This is a genomic window from Streptomyces sp. NPDC050263 (genome assembly GCF_040655955.1).
Classification (GTDB): Bacteria; Actinomycetota; Actinomycetes; order Streptomycetales; family Streptomycetaceae; genus Streptomyces.
Map to the genome: position 1 here is coordinate 1 of NZ_JBFAKW010000039.1, position 16,052 is coordinate 16,052.

Below are 16,052 nucleotides of genomic sequence, written 5' to 3' on the forward strand. Positions count from 1 at the left end.
CTCGTAGCGGAGCTACTAGGGCTTTCGCCCGGTGCGGCGAGAGTGCGTGCCGGGCGTCGCGACGCCGCGGAGATCCATCAGAAGCCCCCTAGGGGGTCGGCCGCCGTCGTGTCCACGTCACGCTGCGCCTGGTCAGCCCGTGATCACCTTGTGGGTCGCGAGGCTCTTCGTCCGTGAGGTGACCGTGCCGCTCAAGGATTTCGCCGTACTGGAGACTCCCGCCTCGTCGGCGCCGGCCTTCTTCGCCTGCGCGGCGAGGGTGTCGAGCGCCTCGAGCGCGTATCCCGAGCCGAAGAACTGCTGGTACAGCTCCTTGTACGCGGCGTGGTACGGAGCGTCGAAGGCGTCCGTCGCCAGGAAGCGCTCCTTGAGGATGTTGCCGCCCATGCCGCCGCCTCCGCCGCCCGCACCGCCCGGTCCGGCGCCCTGCCCCACGCCGCCCTCACCCTCACCCTCACCGTTGCCGTTGCCGTTGCCGTTGCCGGGAAACTCCGCCATACCGGAAGGCATCCCGGAAGGCATTCCGGAGGGCATTCCGGAGGGCAGGGTGGCATCGGGTACCGCCCCTCCGCCTCCGCCTCCGCCGCCACCCATGCTCGTGCTGTCGTCGGGCCCGGTGGTGACGGTGCCGCTGAAGGTCAGGTTGAAGTCCCAGCCCAGGACGGAGAACTTCTTGGTGCCGAGGTCGTACCAGAGCACGTAGTTGCTGCCCGGCCCGGCCATGTCGTCGAAGTTGAGGATCAGGTTCTGCGTCGCCGCGTACTGTGCGAAGGAGTCCACGTCGACGTACCTGTCGAGATCCTCGGCGAACTCCTCGTCCGACGCCTGGTCGACCCACTTCAGGAGCTTCATCACCGGCGAGAGGTCCTGGCTGCCCTTCATGTTGAGCTGCTTGAAGGACTTCTCGTACTCGGTGGGGTCGTCCCCCACGTAGTCGAAGCTCCCGCCGGCGCGGGCCTTGTACGCCACTCCCTCGGTCGCGATCTCCGAGTCGACGAAGTCCTTGCTCGGGTTCTCGACCATGAGCCGGGTCACGGCCGGGCGGTCGTTGACCTGCATGGCGGTGAAGGTGAACTCCTCCGCCGTCTGGCCGTACTTCTCCATGAGGGACAGCGACAGGGCCTCGTTCAGCGGCAGGGCCTCGTCGACGCCGGGGCGCAGCGACAGCTCGCGGTGGCCCTGGTAGGCGCGGCCTTCGACGTACTCGTCGATGCTGATGAGCCAGGGCAGTTCCTCGGGCTTGGAGGCGGAGAGGTCGAACTGCGTCATACCGCCGCCCCCACCGCCGCCGCCCATCATGCCGCCGCCCTGCCCCTGCTGCTCACCCTCCTGCTGGGCGCCGTCCTGCTGGGCACCGTCCTGCTGCCGGCCCGCCTGTCCCGGGAGGCCACCGCCTGCACGGCCGCCGCCCTGGCCGCCGCTGCGCAGGCTCTGGAGCGTCGAGTTGCCCTTGAGACGGATGCCGACGTCGTTCAAGTACACGCCGTCGACGGTCAGGTCCGCCTCGATGTACTCCTTCTCGCCCTCGTCCTGGTACTTCTCCATCATGTCGTCGAAGTCGGTCTCGTCGTACTCGAGTCGGATCGAGTGCGCCCGCGACGCATCGAACAGATCGACGGCCCCTGCGATGTTCTCGGTGATCTCGTCCGCGTCCGCCGTGGAGGCACTGGTCACGAACGGCGTGACGCGCACGTCCCCGAAGAAGATCAGCAGGACGGCCATCCCCGCGGCCAGCAGACCGGCCGGCTTCCAGTGGTGGCGCAGCCGCAGCGGAACGCGGTGCGCCAGCCGCTTGCGGGGGGCCGCCATCAGAGGTCCGTCTGGTCGTAACCGGTCAGCACGGTCACGCGCTGCCCCATGGTGCGTTCCTGAAGGGCGGCGACCAGTTCCCCGGGCTCATGCCCCTTCTTGATCCGGACGGTGTAGAAGACCTCGGTCAGGGCTCCGCCGCGGATGGACTCGGTGGAGACGAGTTCGAACTCGTCGGTGTGGCGCAGGAGTACGTCCTGGATCGCGTGGGTGTGGTCCTCGCCCGCGGGAACCTGGACCTTGACGACCTGACGCTGGACGTTGAGGGCGAACCAGTTGAACTTGCTCATCGCCAGGATGACCAGGGTGATCACGACACCGCCGACCGCGGCCAGGGTGTAGAAGCGGGCGCCGCAGGCCATGCCGATGGCCATCGCCAGGAAGACGAAGCCGACGTCCCGGGTCTCCTTGACCGCGTTGCGGAAGCGGACCACGGACAGGGCGCCGACCAGGGAGAAGGCGCGGGCCAGGTTGGAGCCTACGACCAGCATGATCAGCGCGACGATCATGCCGACGATGACCAGCGTCTGGACGTACGACTGGCTGTAGGAGACGTTCTTGTGCGTGGCCCGGTAGACGTAGCCGATCATCGTGGACAGCACGAAGGACAGGGTCATGGCGAGCACGATGTCGGTGACGCTGAACGTGCCGCTCAGGTCCTGCAGGTCGAGATTCACGAGTGGAGTGCCTCCGTGGTGCGATGCGTCGTGGGGGACGTGGGGGTGGTGGGGGGCGTGGGGGCGGGCGTGCCGACGGATGCCGGGAGAAGGTCTTCGTCCCGGACGTGGAAGACGGACCGGGGGGCCAGGCCGAACGCCTCGATGCTCTGGACGTACTTGGAGACCCGGATCAGGCTCAGGTTGCGCTTGGCCGCCAGGTCGGTGATCCAGTACGGGGTGCGCTCGTTCACCTTCACCTCCATCACCGTCATGCGCGGCGGGACGATGAACCGGTTCTCGGGGTTCGCCGTGCCGAAGTGGAAGTCCCGGTCGCGGCCGCGGATGCGGCGGTCGAAGGTGACGCGCAGCCCCAGGTCCTGGTCACGGCCGACCAGCGCCTCACGCTGGTAGCCGGTGATGGCGGTGGGCTGGAGGTTGAGCCTGACCACCAGCTCCAGGACCTCGTTGACGAAGGCCCGCTCCTTCGCGGAGTGCTCGATCAGCCGCCGCTCGTCGCACAGTTGCCGGGCCGTGGCGTACGGCAGGGTGATGCGGCGTTTCTGGGTGACCCGGTTGACCCGCTGCTTGATCTCCACGCAGACCGAGGAGTCGTCGGTGACGCCGTCCAGGTCGCCGTAGTGGCGGATGCGGAGCTTGCGGCGGAACTTCAGGCCCTCGATCTTCTCCCAGTAGAAGCGGAGTTGAGGTGTGTCGTAGTACAGGCTCCACACGCCGTAGCCGCCGACCGGGCTGTGCAGGTCACGGTCCATCCGCTCGCCCAGTTCGTCGCGGATCTGCGCCGCCTGCTCCACCGGCACCAGGTACTTCAGCTCGTACCGGTTGAAGGCGTGGAGTCTGCCGGCCACCCGAAGAACCTCTGCGTCCGCGACCGACGGCGGTGATCCTCCCGCCGTCGTGGGCGCCTTGTCGCCTCCCATGCCACCGTCACCCGGACGACGGCGCTTCAGCCAGCCAGCCATGACTTCCCTTCGGGTAGTTGGCGATCAACCTCCTCCCCGTAAGGAACCGGTAAGAAATGAAAGAGCGATGAAGGATGCATCTGAACGCAATGAGTACTGAACGTGAACGCACGGTTGACGCAGTTGATCCCGATGTGGACTCCGCCAGGGACGCGTGCCGCTACGTCCCCGCGTGGACGTACGCCGCCCAGATGTGCGGGCGGTCGGGGATGCGGCGGCGCAGTTGGCGGACCGTGTCGTGCAGGGCGTGGGCTGCGCCGGCGGCGTCGGCGGCGGTCGTCCGGCGGTAGAAGTCGCGGGTCATGTGGTCCGCGTGGGTGCTGTCGATCGTCCACAGGGTGCCGACGGCGGCGGGGAAGCCGGCCAGCAGGAAGGAACTCGTGATGTGGATGGCCTCGTCCGTGAGGCGTTCGGCGGCGCGGGCGGTGCCGCAGGCCGCCAGGAACGCGAGCTGCGCCGAGCGCGGACGGGCCCGGCAGATCTCCAGGACCGAGACGGGCTCGCCGCTCGGCAGGTGCAGCAGGGCGCCCGAGGGCTCCCCGGGGTCGGTGGCGGCATGGCAGCCGAAGTGGGCCCACGAGGCGTCGTGCAGCGCGGCGAGCACGGCCGCACGGGTGGCCGTCGGGCCGATCAACGGCTGCTGCGCGCCGAGGAGTTCGGCGGCGTGGCCGGCGGCCGCCGCGACTCCGGGAAGGTCGTCCTCGGGTGCGGCGACCAGCAGGGCGCTGCCGTGGTCGGCCGTGTCTCGCCGGCGGGCGCGCGCACGCGCGTAGGCCAGGGTCTGGAGGCCCGGTACGTACGACGACACCACGGCGTCGAGGGCCGCACCGCAGCCGTCGAGCGCGCAGTCGCGCGCTGTGCACTGGGCCGCGTGCAGCGGCAGGGCGCTGAAGGGGCCGGTCGGGGCCCACCAGACGCGCGGCCACTCGCCGTGGCGGGGAACAGGGTGCGCCGACCCGACGAGTTCCAGCACCGGTCGCACGATCCTGTGCCAGGTCCACGCCAGCGTGTCGCGGACCGTGTGCCCGGCGGCGACGAGCCGGAGCGGGGACGGACGGGACGTGCCCTGCGCGTTGATGGCGTCCACGGCGTCGCGCAGCCGCCGCGCCGTGTCGGAGATCTCGTCGGCCCTGGGTTCCAGGAGCAGGGCGCGGATCGACCGGTCGGTGACGACGAGGGCGTGGCAGAAGCGCCTGCCGTGGTTGAGGACGACGACGGGGCCGTCGGCGGCCAGCGCCCGCAGCGCCTGCGCGGTCAGCGGACGTAGAAAGCCCTCGAAGCCCGGTTCGGTGCGGATGCGACGTACGAGGTCGTCGAGTTCGCGGGAGGCGCGCAGGCCGGCCAGCCGGGCCCACTCGGCGTCACCGGCGGCGGCCGTCTCCGGCTCCGCGTCGAGCTGCTCGGTCAGCCGCTCGAACTCGGCGGCCAGGTCGGGGTGCGCGGAGCGCAGGTCGCCGATGTCGGCGCGGGCCTCGATCCGCCGGGCCAGCAGCAGACCGCGGCCGCGCTCCAGCAGTTCCACGGCGCGGTCGACCTCAGGGCCTTCGGCCGTGCACTCCAAGGCGCCGAGTTCGGGCGGGACCCGCCCCTCCTCGGCCGCGCGCACGGCCTCCTCCAGGGCATGCAGCCGGCCGGGCAGACGGGCGGCGAGCTCACGACCGACGAGGTGGGTGAGGATCAGCTCGACGATCGTCCTGATGTCGCCCTCGAACGTCGACAGACCGTGCTCGGCGGAGGCCTGGTCGCTGCCCCGGTCGGTGATGCCGGCCATGGCCTCGACGCCCGCTTCGAGATGTTCCAGGGCCAGGTCGACCCGGGGTTGCGCCCGGCCCAGCGCACCGGCCGCGGAGGCGATCTCGCCCTGGGCCCGCATCCACACCGGGATCACGGGGTCACGCCATGCCTCGGGGTCCGCGGTGCCGGCGAGACGGGCCTTCAGGGGTGCCAGAATGGCAGCGAGGACGTCTGTCTGGGAGTGGGGTTCCCCCGGGGGACGGGGCATGGTGGCCAGGTCTGCCCCCTCCGGGAGGCGACCCCGGCCGATGAGGTCGAGGAACACGCGCATCGTGGCGCCCACGTCGAACGACGACCCCTCGGGCGTCTCCCCCGACATGACGCGGCTCAGCTCGTCCGCCTCGGCCAGCAGCGCCTCCGCCCGCCCCGGTTCGCCGGCCCGGAGCACGACGGCGCGCTGCGCGAGCGCCCGGGCGAGCGTCGTCGCGATCATCGGCCGCATGGAGTGTCCGGAGGGGCACTTGGCGAAGGTCGCCCGGCATTGGTCGATCACGGCGTCACTGAGGTCCGGGCGTGGGCCGCCGCCCGGACCCACGGTCTCGACGAGGTCGGCGTAGGCGTCGCCCATCAGGTCGTACCAGGGCGGGCCCTCCCCCTCGGCCGCGGCCCGGATGACGTCCTGCATGCGTCGGGCGATCTGCCGGGCTCGTTCCAGCTGGGCCGGTTCATGGCCGAACAGATAGTTCTGGAGGGCGTTGTGCAGCTCGGTGCGGGCCGTCATCAGCTCCCTGTCGGTCTCGGACACCACGGGATCGCCGGGCGCGGGCTCCCCGTCGACCGTCGGCATGGCGGATGCGCCGGGCGCGGAGGCGAGCAGGGCCGCCGCCTCGCGTGCGCCCTCCGGGTCGAAGCGGCCGATCGACAAGGTGGTGAGCGCGTCCGCGAGCATGCGGTCGAACTCGCCCGGGAGGTCGGGGGCGTTCGCGCGGGCGTCGCGCAGCAGCCGGACGACCTCTTCGAGGACGGCGGGGTCGGCGCGCTCGGCGGACCGGGCGGACAGGGCGCCGCCGAGCGCGGCGGAGAGGTAGGGGCGCAGGGTGTCGTCGTCCTCGCCCGTGCCCGCGAGGAGCTCCCGGATGATCTCGATGTCGGCGTCGAGGTTCTCGGAGCTGTCCAGGCAGACATCGTCGAAGCGGATCAGCTGCTCCACCAGCGCGCGCATTTCGTCCTGCGGCCCGCCCGCGCCCTCCTCGCCGCCCGTGGCGACCGACATGAGGGCGCAGGGCAGCGCCACCGCGAACATGCCCCGTCGCAGCAGGTCCGAGGCGAGGAACCCCGCCGGGGCGTCGGCCGCCGCCGCCTCGGTCAGTTCCCGGGACTCCGCGGCGAGCGGTGCGGCCCGGTCCGGGGCGCCGGCGCGCAGTGCCTCGGCCCGCAGCCCGGTGAGCGCGGCCAGCACGGCGACGTAGGCGTGGCGGTGCGGCCGGTCGGCGGGGAGGGCCGCGAGAGCGGTGCGGTAGCGGGCGATCCGTTCGTCGGAGGCGTCGTCGGGCTCGAATCCGGCGGCCAGGTCGACGATTTCGAGATCGATGTCGACCGGGCCGCCCGAGCGTGCGGCGTGCTCTCGGGCGCGCTCGGTGAAGCGGCCGAGCAGGGGCATGGCACGCTCCAGGTCGCCCGGGTCCTCGCTCCGGCCTAGCTCGGCCAACTCGCGGCAGTCGGCGAACATCTGCCGGTACTCGTCGCTCAAGGCCCCGACGGAGTCGAGCAGTTCCATGGCCTCCATGGCCGCCGTCCCGTCCTCACGCTCCCCCGCGAAGGCGGCGAGCGCCTTGCCGAGCGCGGCGGTCACCTCGGGGCGCGCCGGGTGCCCGGCGGGGGTGTCGGCGAGGGCCGTGCGCAGTCGTCGTACGGCGCAGGCGATGCGGCCCGCGTCGTGCTCGGCGAGGCCCGCGTCGGCGATGGCCGCGCCCACGATCAGGTCCCGTTCGCCGGGCCAGGCGACGGGCTGGGCGTCCAGCATGCGCAGGAAGCGCAGGCCCTCGGCGGACTCCGGGGTGAGCGCGCCCTCGGGTGCGGCCGCGACCAGCCGCTCGACCTGGGCGAGCCGGGGCGTGCCGAGCAGCCGTGCGGCGTCCACCAGCGTGCGCAGGGCGGGCGTGGCGGCCGCGCGGGCATGGTCGGGGTCGAGTCCGGGGCCGACGGCGGTGAGCCGCGTGCACACCGCGTGCCCGTACCGGGCGGCGACGGCCAGCGCGTCGGGGTCGGCCGCGAGCCGAAAGCGCGTCACGTTCAGTTCGAGGGCGTCGACGGCCAACTCCACGAATCCGGCGTGGTCTTCGGCCTGTACGTATTCGAACGCCGTGTCCGACCAGGCGAGCGCCCGCTCAAGAGCGTCGGCCTGCTCCTGCGGCGGCCCGTTCACCACGGCGTCGGAGTACGCCATGCTCACCAGGTGCGCGAACCCGGCCTCGTGGGACGGATCCGCGGGGTCGAAGCCTTCCTTCAGGGCTTCGGGGAGCCCGGCGCCGTCGGGGAGACGCGGGCACAGAAAGCCGAAGGCGCCGAACACGACGGTCAGGTTCTGCGCCGCGTCGGGGTCCTCGGCGCCCTGGTGGCGGAACCAGAAGGTCCAGAAGACGGCGGCCAGCGATTCGAGGTCGATCGAGCCCTCGGGCGCGGGCGCGGACTCCCGCAGCAGGGCCAGCGCGTCGGCCACCGCGTCCCCGTCGCGCAGAGGTCCGGGATCGCGGGCGTTCTGAGCCGTGACGAGACGTGCGACCACTCGTTCCCGAAGCTCGGACATCGTTCCTTATATTAGTCTGATCAACTGTCAGGGAGCAGTGGCTCTCGGGACTTTCAGGGAGGCCGCCGTGGGGGACGGGGCGAAGGCGCGCAGGGTGTACGAGGACGCCGTGGAATACCTGTGCCGCAATGTGGAGGAGTTGCGCCCCCTGATCGGCCCCGCCCTCTGGGGGTCGGCCTTCCCGGTCGTCCGGGACGCGGATCCGACCGGCGCCGAGTGGCGGGCCGCCGTGCGCGCGCTGCACGTCGCGGTCGAGTCGGCGGGGATCCCGAACGGGCTCGGGCTGCCCGCCACCATGGGCGTGGGCGACTGGCCGGGCGCCCCCACAGCCCAGTCGGTCGGCTGGGTCTGTCCCACGAGCCGCTGCGCCCGGGTCGAGCTGCGGGACGGAGCCGCTGCCGCGACGCCGACCTGTGCGCTGGGCGGAGGCCCGATGCGGCTGGTCGACGGCTGACGGCGATGGGGCTCCTCATCGAGTTGCAGAAGCGCGTACCCGACGGCTGGTTCCTACGGCGACTGCTGCCCGCCGCGCTGTTCGTCGTGGTCGCGGTCGTCGGCGGCGGGGAACTGGGCCACACGCACTGGAACGACGTCGGCCTGGCCCGCGAACGGATCGCCGCCGCGCTGCGGACGGGCGGCGGTCTGTCCGCGGACGCCGTCGCCTCACTCGTGCTCTTCGCGGTGCCGGTGGTGGGGGCCGCGTTCGCGGTGCCCTACGCCGCCGCCGCGATCGGGGCGCTGGCGTCCGGGGCCTGGCCGTGGTGGCTGATGCCGGTGGGCCGGAGGGTGAGGGCATGGCGGACCCGGCGCTGGGTGGACCCGGACACGCTGGCCAGGCAGTCCGTACGGGCGCGGGCCGACGGCCGTCCGCTGCGCGCCGACCGGCTCGACGCGCGAGCGGCCCGCGCCAGGGCCGTCGGGCGGCCCGAGTCACCGACCTGGTCGGGCGACCGGTTCCGCCGCACCGAGGCGAACGTCCGCAGGGAGACGGGCGGCGACGTCGTGAGCGGCTGGACCGCGCTGCTGTTGGGCGCGGCCGACCCGCCCCGCGCGGCGCTGGCGGAGACCCGCGACGCCTACGACGCGGCCTGCGAAGCCCTCGTCTGGAGCACGGCGTTCACGGTTCTCGGCGCCTGGTGGTGGCCCGCGGCCCCGATCGGCGTCCTTCTCGGCCTGGCCTCGTGGCGCTCGCTGCGTCATGCGGTGCAGGCGCTGTGCCGCACGACGGAGGCGGCGTTCACCCTGTGCGAGACGGACCAGCCGCCCGCCCAGCCATGAAGCCCCTCCCGCTGCCGCACCTCGCGCACCGGTCGGCCTTGCCGATGGCCGTCATGCGGCCGCGCGTGCGGCGCGCAGCAGATCCCGCAGTGTCAGTGCCGCCGGCAGCGCAGTGGCGGGCAGGGCGACATGGACGGTCCGGTGCAGGGCCCGGTCGGTGAGGGGACGCAGGACGAGTTCGTCGGGCACCGCCCAGGCGGCCAGCGAGGGGACCAGCGCCACTCCGAGCCCGGCCGCGACATAGCCGAACTTCCCGGTCCATTCCGCGATGCGGATGACCTTCCTGGGCGTGAAGCCGGCGCGGGCGCACGCGTCGGCGAGCATCGTGGGGCGGTCGCCGTACGCGCCCTGGAGCCAGGCCTCCTCGCGCAGTTCAGCCAGGTCGACGGTCCCGGCTTCGGCCAGGCGGTGTCCGCGCGGGAGGGCGACGAGCAGTTCGTCGTCGCACAGTTCGGTCGTCGTGACGCCGTCGGCCGAGGGCAGTCCGGAGGGGTAGTCGCTCACGACGGCGAGGTCCAGCGACCCGTCCGACAGGCCTCGCAGCAGGGTGTCGGTCGGGCCCTCGACGGCGACGACCTCGACGTCCGGTCTGGCCTCCTGGAGCGCTCGCAGGGCCGCGGGCACCAGCGAGATGTTGGCGGTGGCGAACGCGCCGACGTGCAGCAGCCCGCCGTGTCCCGCGTGCAGCACGGCCAGTTCCCGCTCCGCCCGCGCCAGCCGGTCGAGCACGTCCAGGGCGTGCCGGTGCAGCGCGCGCCCGGCGGGGTTGAGCCGTACGCCCCGCGGGAGCCGTTCGAACAGCGGGCCGCCCGCCTGCTGTTCCAGCGTGGCGATCCGCCGGGACACCGCGGACTGCGTGTAGCTGAGCCGGACCGCCGCCTGCGTGAACGACCCCGTCTCGGCCACGGCCACCAGCAGTCGCAGCGCATCGACCTCGAACACGGTTCCCCCGCCTGGTTGTCGAGACACCTGGTCGCCGAGACACATTCCTCGGACGCATTGATCCCATGCAATCTAGTCGCTGGTGGAATGCCTTGCTCACTTCTAACGTCGAAGCTCACGGATTCAAGGGGGAAATGTGCTGTTGTCGACGATGCTGGACGATCTGCGGGAACTGGTGCTCTGCGAGTCGTTCTCGGCCGACCACGCGGCGGTGGCCCGCAGTGCCGAGGCGGTCGCCGCGCTCGGCACGCGGCTGCTGGGGGCCGAGCCGGAGACGATCGTGATCGACGGAGTGACCCATCTGCGATGGCGGTTCGGCGCCCCGAGCGTGCTGTTGGTGGGACACCACGACACGGTGTGGCCCGTGGGCTCGCTCCAGGACCACCCCTGGTCACTGGCCGACGGGATCGCCCGCGGGCCCGGCGTCCTGGACATGAAGGCGGGCCTGGTGCAGATGTTCCACGCGTTGGCCTCGCTGCCCTCCCCGGACGGGGTGTGCGTGCTGGTCAACGGGGACGAGGAAGTCGGCTCGCCCACCTCCCGGCAGCTGATCGAGGAGAGCGCGCGGGAGGCCACGGCCGCCTTCGTCCTGGAGGCGGCCGCGGACGACGCCGGCGCGCTCAAGATCGCCCGCAAGGGCACCTCACGGTACGAGATCGTCGTGCACGGCAGGGCCGCTCACGCGGGTCAGGAACCGCACAAAGGGATCAACGCCGCCGTGGAGGCAGCGCACCAGGTGCTGGCCATCGCCGGTCTCGGAGGCTCGACGGGAGGCGTCGGCGAGGCCCACTCCCTCCTGGGCGCCGCGACGGTCACGCCCACTCTTGTGTCGGCGGGCAGCTCCCGCAACACGGTGCCCGCGCTGGCCCGGGTGTCACTGGACGTGCGGGTGCCGACCCCGGCGGCACAGGACCGTATCGACGCACTCGTACGCGGACTCACCGCCCGGACGCCGGGTGCCCGGCTGGAGGTGCTGGGCGGTGGCCAACGGCCGCCCATGGAACCGGAGTCCTCCGCCGAACTGTTCGCCCTCGCCTCCCGGATCGCCACGGAGCTCGGTCAGGAGCCGCTGCGGGGACTCGCCGTCGGCGGCGCGTCGGACGGCAACCACACGGCGGCTGTGGGCTGCCCGACGCTGGACGGCCTGGGCGCCGTGGGCGGCGGCGCCCACGCGGACACGGAGTACGTCGAGGTCGCGCGGATGGTCCCCCGCACACGGCTGCTCGCTGAACTCATCCGACGCAACACCGACAGGACGTGAACAAGGTGAACAGGTCGAACAGGTGGAACGGGTCCGTGCTCGGTCTCGGGGAGCGGCGCGGGAGTCATCCCATAGCGGGATTGGGCGGCGCCCTCCTTCAGATGTTCCGGCGACTGGTCCTGACACTGGCCGCCGTCCTGCTCGTCACGCTGGTCGTCAACAGACCGCCGACGGCGTTCGTCAAGGGCGCCGTCACCGGGGCCGTGCTGCTCACCCTCTACGGTCTCAAGCTGGCATGGGCCCGCGCCACCGCCCGGTTCGGGATCAACAGGTGCCACCTCCACACGGGCGGCCTCGTCGTCACCGGTCTGCTCGGCGGGGTGCGGGACGCGGTGGCGTGGAGCGAGGTGACCGTGGTGAACGAGACGGCCACTGTGTCGCTCTGGATGACCTTCCGCAGGTTCGAGATCACCCGGGACCAGGCACCGCCCCTTGCCTTCCTGGCTCTGGGACAGAATCCGACTCTGTCAGCGGCTCTGGAGAGCCAGGCCGCGAAGAACGGCATTCGTCGCTGAGCCGTCCCAGCGCGGCCGGTAGCATCCCGATCATGAGTGCACGGACTTCGCCGACGGGCTACCGCGTCATCTCCGCGGCCGAGGCGGAGGAGCGGTTCGGCGTCTCCGTCGACGTCAGTCATCCGTACCAGGACTTCGCCGACGAGCAGGAGATACGCCTCTACGAGGGCGGTCTGCACGTCACGGGCGGCCTCGACGCGGAGCCCGACGGCGACTGGGTGCCGTACAACACGATCGTGGACGGTGATCTGACCGTCGGCGGCGACCTGGAGTGGTGGGACTCGGCGAGCGGCAACTTCCTGCTCGTCACCGGCGATCTACGGGCCCGCAATGTGCTGCTGTCCGGCTGCCCGTGCGTGGTCGTCCGGGGGAACCTGACCGCGTCCGGCACCGTCCAGGGCAGTTACGGCGACGACGGCGGCTGCCTGACCGTCGGCGGCCGCACCCACGCCCACAGCGTCATCAGCACCCTCTACTTCATCACCCACTTCGCCGAACAGCCGGAAGCGCTGCTCATCACCGGCGCCCACCACACCAACTGCCCGGTCGACTTCACCGACGAGGAACTGGACGAGCTGGTCCCGCCCGAACTCCTCGACGAGGACGGCTCCGCCGACGCCCACCGGATCGGGGCCGCCCTCCGCGACGGACGGCAGGTCCTGCGGCCCGGCGTCCGGCCCAGCCCTCTGGCCGCGCTGGACGAACTCGACGCCCTGCTCCCCCGGGCCGAGGAGATCACCGAGCTCGACCTGTCCGACCGCAAGCTCCGCCGACTCCCGGAGCAGCTCCACGCCTTCGTCAACCTGCGGGTCCTCTCCCTCGCCGGCAACGACGCCATCGGCAGCCTCGACGAACGCATCGGTGAGCTCACCGCCCTCGAAGAGCTGAACCTCGCCGGAATGCGGCTCACCGCCCTGCCGGAGAGCATCGGCCGACTGAGCGGGCTGCGGGTCCTGGACGTCTCCGGCAACGAACTCGAGGCGCTGCCCGAGCAGATCGGCGACCTTCCCCGGCTGGAGGTGCTGCGGGCCGCCCGGCTGACCTGCCCGGTGCCCGACGCAGTCGCCCGGCTGAGCACCCTGCGCGAGCTGGACCTGTCGCACCACCAACCGGGCGAGTACGACTCCACCGTCCCGTTTCCGCTCCCGGTGACCCGGCTGTCGGCCCTGCGTCGGCTCCACCTCGCGCACGTGTTCCTGGAGACCCTCCCCGACGACCTGCTCGCCCTGACCGCCCTGGAGGAACTGGACCTGCGCGGCTCGCTCTCCGCCGTGCTGCCCCGCCTGCCGGACCTGGCACGGCTGCCGCGGCTGCGGACACTGCGCCTCAACGGCAGCACGCCCAGGCTGCGCGCCTCGGCCGGCGCATGGGGGCCCTCGAGTACGGACGCGTCCCCCAAGGCCGCCGCTTGAACGCGCGCCGCAAGCGAAGCCAGCAGTTCCTCGCGACTCTCCATCACTTGTCTCCCCCGAGGTCGATTCGGCAACGCTCCAATGTAGAGGGCAAGTTGCTCGGCATCGTTCGCGTGTTCCGGCGCGGCTCGGCTCCCTCGCTCTCCGGGTCATGTCCGCAGTCCGGGTCGTCGACGTCCGAGGAACGCGAGCGGGCCTGCGGATGGTTCCGCAGGCCCGCTCGTCGCTTCGCTCATGTCGCTGTCGCCACCGCTGTCACTGCGGGGCAGCCACCGCCGTGCCCGCGGAGACCGTGGCGGGCCTCGGGTGCAGCAGTCGCTCGGCCAGCTCGCCGAAGGCGAGACCGAAGCCTGTCCACAGGGTGATCTGCATGGCGAGGGAGGAGAGCCTGAACCGCCACAGCAGGGTGGCCGGGAAGTCGCTCGGCACCTCGTTGACGGTGGGCAGGAACGCGTACGCCGACCCGATCACGGCGACGAAGCCGAGCACGGCGACGACGGTGGCATACCAGTTGCCGAGACCCGGTGCGAGCCGCTTGCCCACGATCACCGCGGCGAGGGCGAGGAGCACGCTGAGGAGCATCATGAGGAAGTACAGGGTGGTCCGCTTGGCGATGGTGTCGTGGTCACCCACCGCGGGCGGGTTCGCCGGGTACTTCAGGAACGGCACGACGTACACGGCGAGCAGGGCCGCTCCGGAGAGCAGCAGGGCCGTGGCGCGCGGGGTGAAGCGGCCGACGCGGCCGAGGGCGAAGCAGAAAACGAGGGCGGCGATGCCGCCGAAGGCGACGCCGTAGATCAGGACGCCGGTGGCCAGGCCTGCGGTGGACTGCAGGCCGCGGGAGACGAGTTCGACCTCGTGCTCGTGGGCGGGGGCGTGCGACTCCTCGAAGGCGATGGCGCTGTCGACGTCGGGTTCACCGAGGAAGTAGGCGACGATCAGGGCGAGCACGCCGGCGCCGAGGCCGGCGAGCATGCCCCGCACGAGAAGGTTTCTCACCGTTGCGGAGTTCATGGGTGTGCTGTGTCCCTCGTGACGTCAGTGGCAGGGGAAGCCGAGAAGGTGGCGGGCGTCGTGCACCCACTCGTGGACTTCCTCGCCGGAGACGACGGAGGTGGCGCCCTGCTCGGCGCCGACGAAGTACAGCAGGACCAGCATCAGGATGCCGAAGAAGACCGCCCACGGGGCGATGTCCCTCAGCGGCAGCTTGGCGGGTACGGCGGGGGTGCTGGCGGTCGGCTGAGCGACATGCTGCGCCATGGCAGGAGCCTCCTCTGGGAGTTCGCGTCCCAACTCGGTGGTGCACAGGACGACGTTCCCGGGTCTGACTCGCGATACGCCCCTTTCAGGGGTGCACCGTCCACAGTGGCGCGACCGTGCCGGGTTCCCACCGGCTTCCGTGATGCCGTCGTCGATATCAGCGCGACGGTACCGTCTGTCGCGTGCATGGCCAATACCGGGCCACCTGGCGAGATATGGCTCTCCCTCACCGGGTGACCCGGATCACCGGCCGATCACCGGTCGGCCCCGGCAGCCTCAGGTCGTCTCGCCTCGGCGGCTCCTGAACCACCACACTCCGCCGCCGACCGCGAGCATTCCCGCGCCGATGCCGAGCGGCACCGCGAGGGGCAGGCCGTCGTCGCCGTCCGTGCTGTCGGCGACGGGTTCGGCCGACGGCGTCGCGGCAGTCGGCTCGGCCGAGGGGGCGGCCGTCGTGGGCGTCGCCGGAGGGCTGGGGGTGGCGCTCACGAGCGTCGCGCCGGGAGCGGCGGCCTTCAGGTCGAGACGGGGCGCGGGGTGACCATGGCCGTGGCCGTCGCCGCTCTCCTCGTCCTCGAGCTCGATCCAGCGGTCCACCTTGCCGTCGCTGTAGGACTGAAGCGTCTTGAAGACCAGCGACTTCGCATCCGGCAACTGCCGTACGGTGACGACGTATTCGACGTCCTCCCCCACCGGGAGCTTCGCGCCGGAGACGGTGTAGCCCCGGCTGGTGGGGGCGAACTTCCAGTTGTCGGGGCCCTTCGCGTAGGTGATGTCGGCGGGGGTGAGGCCCTCGGGCAGGATCACCTCCACCTTGGTGATGCCGGCGGAAGCGGACTCCGACTCGGCGGAGAAGGTCAGCTCGACGTTCTGGTCGAGGGCCCGCGCGCCCTCCGCCTCGACCTCGGCATGGGCCGCGGCGGGTCCCGCGGTGGCGACGGCGACCGCCAACGCGACGGCGGTGAGGACGCCGAGACGGCGCACGGTGGGTGCCAAGGTCGGGCGGTGCACTGCGAACTCCTCGTGCCGGCGGCTCAAGAACCGATCAGGGCTGGATTCAAGCTGAATTCAAGCGCACGGCGGGACACTTCGGCCAGGCGGCCACGCACGGGGTCGGCCGGGGCCGACCGGGCTCAGGCCGCCGCCTGCCGTACGACCTCCGCGACCTCGTAGCCCGCCTCGACGATCGCCGCGCGTACGGCGCCGTCGTCGACCGATTCCCCGCGGACGATCACGAGCCCCGCCCGGACGTCGACATCGACCTCAAAGACGCCGGGTACCTCCACGATCTCTTCGGTGACACCCGCGGCACAGTGGCCGCAGCTCATGCCTGACACGGTGAAGATCTTCTCAGCCATGACGGATGCTCCTGTCCTTTGTCGGCCCCGTCGACGGT

Annotated in this window: 14 protein-coding genes and 1 riboswitch; of the genes, 5 read left to right on the forward strand and 9 right to left on the reverse strand. The window is 71.8% G+C overall.

Annotated features, from left to right (window positions below; genetic code table 11):
- Positions 1–132: 132 nt before the first annotated feature.
- The 4 genes from AB0J04_RS19360 to AB0J04_RS19375 all read right to left on the reverse strand — a co-directional run bounded on the left by AB0J04_RS19360 (position 133) and on the right by AB0J04_RS19375 (position 7,988).
- Positions 133–1,809 (reverse strand): CotH kinase family protein, encoded by a 1,677-nt coding sequence (locus tag AB0J04_RS19360; protein WP_363169696.1) that lies wholly within the window; start codon positions 1,807–1,809, stop codon positions 133–135.
- Entirely contained in the window at positions 1,809–2,486 is a 678-nt protein-coding gene (locus tag AB0J04_RS19365; RefSeq protein WP_363169697.1) for a DUF4956 domain-containing protein, read from the reverse strand. Before AB0J04_RS19365 ends, AB0J04_RS19360 begins: the two co-directional genes overlap by 1 nt.
- On the reverse strand, positions 2,483–3,334 hold the full coding sequence (locus AB0J04_RS19370) for a polyphosphate polymerase domain-containing protein (protein WP_363169698.1): 852 nt from the start codon (positions 3,332–3,334) through the stop codon (positions 2,483–2,485). The genes AB0J04_RS19365 and AB0J04_RS19370 overlap by 4 nt, the downstream gene beginning before the upstream one ends.
- Positions 3,335–3,608: 274 nt before the next feature.
- Complete coding sequence (locus AB0J04_RS19375; RefSeq protein ID WP_363169699.1) at positions 3,609–7,988, reverse strand: CHAT domain-containing protein; 4,380 nt, start codon at positions 7,986–7,988, stop codon at positions 3,609–3,611.
- Positions 7,989–8,055: 67 nt separating this feature from the next.
- On the opposite strand from AB0J04_RS19375, the gene AB0J04_RS19380 reads away from it, so the two are divergent.
- Together AB0J04_RS19380 and AB0J04_RS19385 are read left to right on the forward strand one after the other, a co-directional pair.
- On the forward strand, positions 8,056–8,442 hold the full coding sequence (locus tag AB0J04_RS19380; RefSeq protein ID WP_363169700.1) for a hypothetical protein: 387 nt from the start codon (positions 8,056–8,058) through the stop codon (positions 8,440–8,442).
- A 5-nt stretch (positions 8,443–8,447) separates the two neighbouring features.
- Entirely contained in the window at positions 8,448–9,266 is an 819-nt protein-coding gene (locus tag AB0J04_RS19385) for a hypothetical protein (protein WP_363169701.1), read from the forward strand.
- Positions 9,267–9,317: 51 nt separating this feature from the next.
- Here AB0J04_RS19385 and AB0J04_RS19390 read toward each other — a convergent pair whose 3' ends face one another.
- Positions 9,318–10,208, reverse strand: a complete 891-nt coding sequence (locus AB0J04_RS19390; RefSeq protein WP_363169702.1) for a LysR family transcriptional regulator — start codon at positions 10,206–10,208, stop codon at positions 9,318–9,320.
- A 151-nt stretch (positions 10,209–10,359) separates the two neighbouring features.
- Between AB0J04_RS19390 and AB0J04_RS19395 the strand changes: the two genes are divergently transcribed.
- From AB0J04_RS19395 to AB0J04_RS19405, 3 genes are all read left to right on the forward strand, one after another.
- Positions 10,360–11,469 carry a M20 family metallopeptidase gene (locus tag AB0J04_RS19395; protein WP_363169767.1) on the forward strand — a complete coding sequence of 370 codons (1,110 nt, stop codon included), beginning with the start codon at positions 10,360–10,362 and terminating at the stop codon, positions 11,467–11,469.
- A 101-nt stretch (positions 11,470–11,570) separates the two neighbouring features.
- Positions 11,571–11,984 carry a hypothetical protein gene (locus tag AB0J04_RS19400; protein WP_363169703.1) on the forward strand — a complete coding sequence of 138 codons (414 nt, stop codon included), beginning with the start codon at positions 11,571–11,573 and terminating at the stop codon, positions 11,982–11,984.
- Positions 11,985–12,016: 32 nt separating this feature from the next.
- Positions 12,017–13,396, forward strand: a complete 1,380-nt coding sequence (locus AB0J04_RS19405; protein WP_363169704.1) for a hypothetical protein — start codon at positions 12,017–12,019, stop codon at positions 13,394–13,396.
- Positions 13,397–13,651: 255 nt separating this feature from the next.
- Here the strand turns inward: AB0J04_RS19405 and AB0J04_RS19410 are convergent, their stop codons facing one another.
- The 4 genes from AB0J04_RS19410 to AB0J04_RS19425 form a co-directional block, all read right to left on the reverse strand.
- The gene (locus AB0J04_RS19410; RefSeq protein WP_363169705.1) at positions 13,652–14,410 is read right to left on the reverse strand and encodes a CbtA family protein; all 759 of its coding nucleotides are present in this window, start codon (positions 14,408–14,410) and stop codon (positions 13,652–13,654) included.
- Between the two features lie 24 nt (positions 14,411–14,434).
- Positions 14,435–14,656, reverse strand: coding sequence for a CbtB-domain containing protein (locus AB0J04_RS19415; protein ID WP_363169706.1), 222 nt, complete (start codon positions 14,654–14,656; stop codon positions 14,435–14,437).
- 62 nt (positions 14,657–14,718) lie between these two features.
- A riboswitch (cobalamin riboswitch) is annotated at positions 14,719–14,795 on the reverse strand.
- Between the two features lie 137 nt (positions 14,796–14,932).
- Entirely contained in the window at positions 14,933–15,667 is a 735-nt protein-coding gene (locus AB0J04_RS19420) for a DUF1775 domain-containing protein (protein WP_363169708.1), read from the reverse strand.
- 122 nt (positions 15,668–15,789) lie between these two features.
- Positions 15,790–16,014: a heavy-metal-associated domain-containing protein gene (locus AB0J04_RS19425; protein WP_363169709.1), complete on the reverse strand. Its 225-nt coding sequence runs from the start codon at positions 16,012–16,014 to the stop codon at positions 15,790–15,792.
- Positions 16,015–16,052 lie beyond the last annotated feature (38 nt).